The sequence below is a fragment of the Candidatus Aquicultor secundus genome (assembly GCF_002791875.1).
GTDB classification, from domain to species: Bacteria; Actinomycetota; Aquicultoria; order Aquicultorales; family Aquicultoraceae; genus Aquicultor_A; species Aquicultor_A secundus.
Genome location: NZ_PFNG01000212.1, coordinates 1 through 7,030 on the forward strand (window position 1 = coordinate 1; position 7,030 = coordinate 7,030).

Sequence of the window (7,030 nt, forward strand, 5' to 3'; positions counted from 1 at the left end):
TAATTACGGCTTAGTGCTATGCTTTAGTTGTGCTGGTTTACTTTGGTTTTGTTTATATTTTAGCCCTTATTTGGCGGGAGTTTTGCAACAGGCTTCTAGGGGATAAGAATTGATTAGATCAAGTAAGCGGCTACAAGAAAAACATAGAGAGCAACATATATATGCTGAATATGTCGACAAACGAAGATTTTATGTAGGCATGGCTGTCGCCGTGTTTGCCGCCGCTTCGCTGTTGGTGGTAGATATCGAAATTATTAGTCTAAACCGGGTGCACGCAGTAAAACTTTTTGCACCACACCTTTTGCTCATGGTTCTCTCATGGCTTGGCTTTTTTGCGGTGATTGCGTTTTGGTTGGCCGATCATAAGATGCACTCCGCTGCCGGGCACATTGAACGTCAACTCAAAGCGATCGGCGAAGCCGAGGATTACACCGGCACAGTTGACGGCGCCTCCGGCAAAACCCTTAGCGGAGTCATTATTGAGATTAACAACCTGGTAGCAACGATCAAGCAGAAAAACCAGCAGCTGGGTGCGATGGCCAATATTATCGAGCAACGCGAGCAGGAGAACCAGGTGCTATGGCTCGAAATCGAGCATAACCTGTGTCTCGCAAAAGAAGACGCCGAGCGGGATGGGCTTACCAACCTCTATAACCGCAGATGGGTCGAGGAGCGTTTCGGGTTTGAAATCGAAAAGGCCGATAAAAACAATTATCCGATATCGGTACTCATGGCCGACCTCGACCACTTCAAACAGGTTAACGACGTGTTTGGCCATCAGACGGGCGACGATGTGTTGAAAATATTTGCAGATACCCTCAGAGCCTCGATAAGGGCAAACGATATAGCGGCCCGCTACGGCGGGGAGGAATTTATCATCGTTCTTCCCGAAACGCCGGTGGAATCAGCCATGAAGGTTGCGCAACGAATAAATTCTGAATTTACCAGGGCCGTTGAGACGGAGCTTTCCGATATTGAAAGTCTAAGCTGCACGGTGAGCATCGGTTTGTCGGATTACCCGGCCTGCGCCAAAGGTAAAGACGATCTGGTCTTTACAGCGGACACGGCACTCCTTAAGGCCAAAGAAAGCGGACGCAACTGCGTACTTTACTACGGAGATATCTATAAGCTTAAAAGCGTACAAAGTAAGACCGCGTAACGTCGCCGAGCCTAATATTTAATCCTCTATGTTAGTAACCCCGCGCTTTGCTGTTGTGCAAACGCCTCATCTCGATACCCCAGGGCTCCATAAGCCTGAAAAAATCTTCGCTCGATAGCCCTGTTTTGGTGATTCTATCGTCTATGATGCGGTCGAGCTTACTATAGCCGGTTATCTGAAGCGGGGTCGTGGCGGGGGCTATTAAAATCAAGTAATCGATCTTTCGCGTCACCGAGGCCGATATGAGCCTTTTTGGCGGCAAGGGAGGGTTTTTTGTTATGTGTTCATGGTATATCAACTTTCTGTTCCGTGTTTACGGTAGAGCGAACATGCGAAGCAACGGGTGGGCTTTAAGCCATCGAGATGAGTACATGAGCATTGCTCTCAATTACCATCAATATTACAATTCAATGAGGCCCTCCGTATAGCATTAATTGGTCATTGCTTATTTGCGATGGATAGTTGGCTGTCCGGCGTCAATTATTATTTCCTACCGGTAATTTTAATTGTCGTTCATCAGTTGGCGTTCGATACATGTATGTATCGAATAATGCGGTCGATATCAACGTTCTTTTGAATCGTTACAAAAATAATTACCCTGGAATTAGCAGGTAGAAGAGGGTCGATAAAATAATTTGCAATATAAAAAAGGATTGAACCAACGGATAGAGTAATTGATAGATAGTTCACCGGTTATAGCTACGGGGGTTGCTATGAATTTGCCTAAATGGCTTGAGTTAACGTTGTTTATTATCGCGCTGCTGGTGGTTGTTGTTAGAATCAGGTATGGGCTCAAGACGTTTAGCGCACGAAAAAGCATTTTCGGTGGAGATAAACGCAACTTTAAGATCGGTATCATCGCAAACATCGGCTATGCTTTAGTTGCGCTGCTGCTCGGCGTCTATTTCTTGCTGCAGTATTTAGGGAATAAATCCTCGACGATTATCTTTGAAGCGACGTTACTTTTTCTTTTACTCGTTCTTATAGTTGAGGCCACGTTTAAGAAAAAGACTTAAAAATATAAGAAAAAGGTATAAGAAAAAAGATACGGAGAACATCGTTAATGTGCTCCGTAATACTCCGTAATATCTTGTATGATATCTTATGGAATGATATCCAACAATATCCAATAATATCTTATATATCTGCTACGATACGAGGGAGCCCGCATAGGGTATCAATAATATCTATTACTATATCTACTGCTATATCTATCGCTTTATTGAAGCATAACCCCGGTAAAAGTATGGGAAACGCTTGACAAATAGTGTTTTACAAGATACCCTTGGGGGTATAGAATTTAAAACATCGGGGGTGCGATCGTTCACCGGGGTGTCCGGCGCGCGGGTTGCGGGGTTTGCACGAAGTACTGCCCGACAGGCGCCATAAACATGTGGTAGGAGGTATTGATAATGGCTGCAAATACTAATGAGCAAGCGGAAGAACTGGATGCGCTTCATGCAGAAAAAATAAGAGCATTCAATGAGAAGATACGGGCGATGGATAAGGACGAGCTTGGAGAAGAGCTGGAATTGCTAAAGGAAGACCTAGAGGATGTCGGGATTGAGAGAAGATTAATCATCGGTCAAACCGGCGTACATATCAATGCCGTTGCAATCGAAGCCTACCGTCAGTCGTTTGACCGCGAGGCTTCCCTGATAAAAGACAAAATGGATTTAGTTAAACAGGCCTTGGGCGCCTAAGGAGGAGTGAACGTGGATACAATGACAACGCCCGTAAGGATAGATATATTCAACGAAGGAAGCTCGTGCGGTTCTGGATGAGGCTCCTATGGTTTATCTCAGGCGGAGATAAATTGGATGGTGATTGAACCGCTTAAATCCGGATATGGCGATGCCATAGCAATCAACTACTTCGATATAGGCAGCGATGATATTCACCCCGACATTAAGAGACTGGTCGAATCACAGCGCCTACCGTACCCCTTGACGTTTTTAAACGGTGAGGCCGTAAGCGCGGGCTATATTTCTTACTACGATATAGTCCAGAGGGTCGATAAGATATTTAAAGAAGACCGGCAATAACCCTGGACCCAGGCCTCTGGACCCTTAATTACCATTCAAGCTTGTTAAAGACGAGACCCGAGAGCAGTTTGGGGTAGAAATAGGTCGATTTCTGGGGCATTATTTCGCCCTGATCGGCGATATCCCGTACGCTGCTTATCTTTGTCGGGTTGAGAAGAAACGCCATCTGATAGCCGCCTTCGGCAACTAGCCGAACTGCCTCCTGCTCATCGGTTGTAAATTTAATGCTGTTTTCGATGTTTGTCCCGCCAAAGCCGAGGATACGGTTGATGATCACCTGGTGCAGAATTGTCACATCCAGAAGCTTCCAGGCTTTTGATTGCTGATCGCCAAGCAGGTCGATGATCTTGTTCTCGTCTTTTACTTTAAGCAGGTAGTAAGACTCGTTGCCGAGATACATGCCGATGGTGTGCAGGCCGGAGTTTTTCTCGAGGCCAGACATAATCTGGTCGACGGAGTCTACCTGTCGTACGTCGAAGACCTGCTTGAGATTTTCACGAAGCTTATCGTGGTTGATTTTGGGCATGTTTTTTAGCGCCCTGTGTGTTGGTAGAACGGCCAGGCCTTCGCTATCCATATTGACGAACATCATCATGGTGTAGTCAAAGGGCGCTTCTCCCGATTTATCGCCGGTGAAAAGGCGCATCTCATCTCTGTAGTTAATGGCTGTTTCGTATCTATGATGGCCGTCCGCGATGAAGAGCGGCTTGTCGTGCATGAGCTGGGTAACCTTGGCGATATCCGCAGGATCGCTTAACGTCCAAAGCCTATGATTTACGCCGTTCACCTCAATATCAATGCGCGGAGTCTCTTCTGCATGCTTATACAGGATGTAGTCGACCTTCTCTTCGGGATCGGAGAAAAGGCTGAATATCTGGCTAAGGTTCGTTTTGCAGGCTTTTAGCAGCCTCAGACGGTCGGCTTTGGGGCCCTTTAGCGTCTTTTCGTGGGCCTTTATTTTGCCCGATGAGAAGTCTTCGATTTTAGCGAGTGCGACGAAGCCGATTCTTCTTTTACGGCTTCCCTTAAAATCGTATTCCTGTTCATAAATATAGACCGCCGGCTCTACGTCTTTGACCAGGATGGCCTTTTCGATCCACTCGTTAAAAATACTGGAGGCTTGCGCGTACTTGCTGTTGGATGACCCCTGCGGCAGGATCAGGCGCACGACGTTGTATTTGCTTGCATGAAGCAGCTTCCTGTGTTCTTCCTCGCTTATCACATCATAGGGCGGGGCAACGACTGTTGCCAGTTCGCCGACGATACCCTTGTTGTAGAACATACCCTTGAAAGGTTTTATTTCTGCCAATCTACACCTTCTTCAACCGATTATTTTTAAGAATTTAATTAAGACAACACGAAGCTGTACAACCCGAAGGCTGTACAACCGATAATAAAATCTAGGTTATCTTAAATATACTAAGAAACCTGCGTGTTTTATGCAAGCGTCAGCGACAAACAGTTGTATTATTTTACAAATTAGCACCTTTTTTAAGGGGCAAGAGACCTGGGTGCAGGACCCTGATTCTAGCTTGCTTTTTTGGTTTGTTTGGACCCTGGTTTTTTTGGTGATTGTTTTGTTTGTTTGAGGGCGGTAGGTTGTGGTTTGGCGGTGGCCGGTTTTGCTGCCTGGTGTTGTTTGCCTGAACCTAACTTGGCCGCTCCGGGCTTTGTTATACCCAGTGAAAGATCGAGGCGATCCACGTATCCTTCGCCGAACCTGCCCCCAAGCATGCTCCCTCCCAGGGCGAATACAGTAGCGATAAACAGGAACACAGAGAACGAGGAGATCGTTTTAGAGACGGGGTCCATCAAGTCTATACCAAGGTTTTTCCCCACAATACCCATGAACATGACTAAGAAAAACCCCGTTATTGCGGTGGTAATAACGATCATCGCCCCGTTAAGCGCACCAGCGAGGGCAGCCATGCGCCCGGAAACGTATCCGCCGGCAAAGAATGCGGCAAAGACCGCCAGGAAGATTATCAGGTTCAAGGACATCGTTGCGAAGGAGCTGATTTGGACGGGAACCGTGGCGATATCGGCATTAGTAGCCACTAATGCGATGATACCCGCGGTCGCCATGATGAACAAAAGGAATAGGCAGGTAATCCAGCCCACGAATATTGCTCCTACTTTGATTTGAGATACGAACATTGCGACCTCCATTTGTTTTAACTACCTGTTACCAAACGGTTCCTGGCTGTGGCTGCAGACGATATGGGCATTTGTAGACTAATGTTCCCCCTTGAATAGTAACTAAAACTGAAATTTGATAAATATTTTGCATGAGTTCGACTTGGAACCGGCAGAGCTTCTGCAGCAATTAGTCCCACTGCTAACGTTCTGAAAAATATTTTTTGATACGATAAAAAATAAAATTTTAGCAAATAGGGATTGCAGCGCACTGAATTTGTAGTGGTAGAGCCCGTATTGCAAATTGATACTCGTGTAAGAGGCGCCAAATACCCCAATTTTAAAGAACCGCTTGCTGTTGCAATTGTGTATGGATGTTGTTCATTCTATACAATATTGGTAGAACAGGCAGCAGCCGGGTGTGTTGTTTAGTGTTAGACTTGCATACATCGATTTCTATCTTTTAATACATTAACGATAGGGAACCGTACGAGGTATCTTGCAGAATAGAGCGAAAGTTATGTTGAAATCTGTGTTAGAAGCGACACCGGAGGGGGTGATAAGGGCTTTCCATTTGTAAGCGATGGATTGTGCTTGTTGTAATGTAGGCCTTTTGTTTGTTCTGACAAATAAGCGGGGGATGACGATGCGAGACGACCAATGGCTCAGAGAGAAACTCGACAAAATATGGTCGGAGTATTTTCTTGATGTTCCAAAAACAGATAAAGTAATCATTCATTTTAGCAAGAAATGCAGAAACAGATTAGGCTCCATTCGCTTGGTAAATAATACACTTAGTGAGATAAAGATTAACGGGTTTTTAAAAGACCCCGATATTCCGGAATTTGTCTGCGAGGCTGTGATGGCGCATGAGCTTACGCATTATGTGCATGGCTTTGGCTCAAGTCGTCCCCAGCTGTATAAATATCCGCATCGCGGCGGTATTGTGGCCAGGGAGATGATTAGACGTGGCGTTGGCCATAAACATTATGCCGCCAAAGACTGGATCAACACAAACTGGATGGGGTTTTACGAATCAAAAGTCCACAGATAGCTCTAGTGGAAGGCCGACTTTGGGAATAATATGTTTAAAACATTCCGAGAACGTCCCGGGGTGCAGCCGGATTCGTATACCGATTTTAGTTTTGGGGGACGCGTGAAAAAGAGCAGAAACGTGAATGTCGAGAATCTTAGCGGGAAGGCTGTCTACGAGCACGAGGTTGAGATTGTCGAGCGGAAGGGTGTCGGCCACCCCGACTCTATTTGCGATGCCGTTATGGAGGATATCTCCATCGCTTTGAGCAGGGAGTATTTAAGCCGATTCGGTCGGGTGCTTCATCATAATATCGACAAGGGGTTGCTGATCGCGGGTGAGGTCGAGCACAGGTTCGGCGGCGGAATGGTCACCGAGCCGATGCGTTTAATAATCGGCGATAGGGCAACCTTTGAGTTTGAAGGCGAGCGCGTGGCGGTCGACACGATCGCTGTCGATACGGCTAAGATGTGGATACGCGATAACCTCAAATTTGTCGATCCTGAGCGGGATTTCGAGTTTGATGTCGAGATAAAGCCCGGCTCACCCGAACTTACCGATATCTTCAGGCGCGAGCAACAGTCTGGTATTCTTGCCGCCAACGATACGTCGGCCGCGGTCGGCTACGCCCCTTTAAGCCCGACCGAGAGAATGGTG

At 46.5% G+C, this 7,030-nt stretch carries 10 protein-coding genes; 7 read left to right on the plus strand and 3 right to left on the minus strand.

Going from position 1 to position 7,030, the window contains the following annotated elements; translation table 11 throughout:
* Positions 1–109: 109 nt before the first annotated feature.
* Positions 110–1,159: a GGDEF domain-containing protein gene (locus tag COY37_RS08955; RefSeq protein ID WP_286679348.1), complete on the plus strand. Its 1,050-nt coding sequence runs from the start codon at positions 110–112 to the stop codon at positions 1,157–1,159.
* A 31-nt stretch (positions 1,160–1,190) separates the two neighbouring features.
* On the opposite strand, the gene COY37_RS08960 is transcribed toward COY37_RS08955, so the two are convergent.
* A complete protein-coding gene (locus COY37_RS08960; protein ID WP_286977296.1) occupies positions 1,191–1,457 on the minus strand; it encodes a hypothetical protein in 267 nt (88 codons plus the stop codon).
* A 415-nt stretch (positions 1,458–1,872) separates the two neighbouring features.
* Here COY37_RS08960 and COY37_RS08965 point away from each other — a divergent pair, with 415 nt between their 5' ends.
* The 4 genes from COY37_RS08965 (at position 1,873) to COY37_RS08975 (ending at position 3,204) form a co-directional block, all read left to right on the plus strand.
* A complete protein-coding gene (locus COY37_RS08965; protein WP_286679346.1) occupies positions 1,873–2,175 on the plus strand; it encodes a hypothetical protein in 303 nt (100 codons plus the stop codon).
* Positions 2,176–2,478: 303 nt separating this feature from the next.
* Positions 2,479–2,559, plus strand: a complete 81-nt coding sequence (locus COY37_RS11960) for a 4Fe-4S binding protein (protein WP_353683015.1) — start codon at positions 2,479–2,481, stop codon at positions 2,557–2,559.
* 12 nt (positions 2,560–2,571) lie between these two features.
* Entirely contained in the window at positions 2,572–2,862 is a 291-nt protein-coding gene (locus COY37_RS08970) for a hypothetical protein (protein WP_286679345.1), read from the plus strand.
* Positions 2,863–2,979: 117 nt separating this feature from the next.
* Positions 2,980–3,204: a hypothetical protein gene (locus COY37_RS08975; protein ID WP_286679344.1), complete on the plus strand. Its 225-nt coding sequence runs from the start codon at positions 2,980–2,982 to the stop codon at positions 3,202–3,204.
* 28 nt (positions 3,205–3,232) lie between these two features.
* On the opposite strand, the gene COY37_RS08980 is transcribed toward COY37_RS08975, so the two are convergent.
* Together COY37_RS08980 and COY37_RS08985 are read right to left on the minus strand one after the other, a co-directional pair.
* Positions 3,233–4,513: a DUF1015 domain-containing protein gene (locus COY37_RS08980; RefSeq protein WP_286679343.1), complete on the minus strand. Its 1,281-nt coding sequence runs from the start codon at positions 4,511–4,513 to the stop codon at positions 3,233–3,235.
* Between the two features lie 218 nt (positions 4,514–4,731).
* Positions 4,732–5,361 (minus strand): hypothetical protein, encoded by a 630-nt coding sequence (locus tag COY37_RS08985; RefSeq protein WP_286679342.1) that lies wholly within the window; start codon positions 5,359–5,361, stop codon positions 4,732–4,734.
* Between the two features lie 625 nt (positions 5,362–5,986).
* Between COY37_RS08985 and COY37_RS08990 the strand changes: the two genes are divergently transcribed.
* Both COY37_RS08990 and COY37_RS08995 read left to right on the plus strand, forming a co-directional pair.
* A complete protein-coding gene (locus COY37_RS08990; protein ID WP_286679341.1) occupies positions 5,987–6,394 on the plus strand; it encodes a hypothetical protein in 408 nt (135 codons plus the stop codon).
* Between the two features lie 30 nt (positions 6,395–6,424).
* Positions 6,425–7,030, plus strand: a 606-nt coding sequence (locus COY37_RS08995; RefSeq protein WP_286977301.1) for a methionine adenosyltransferase, incomplete at its 3' end; no start/stop codon positions are given.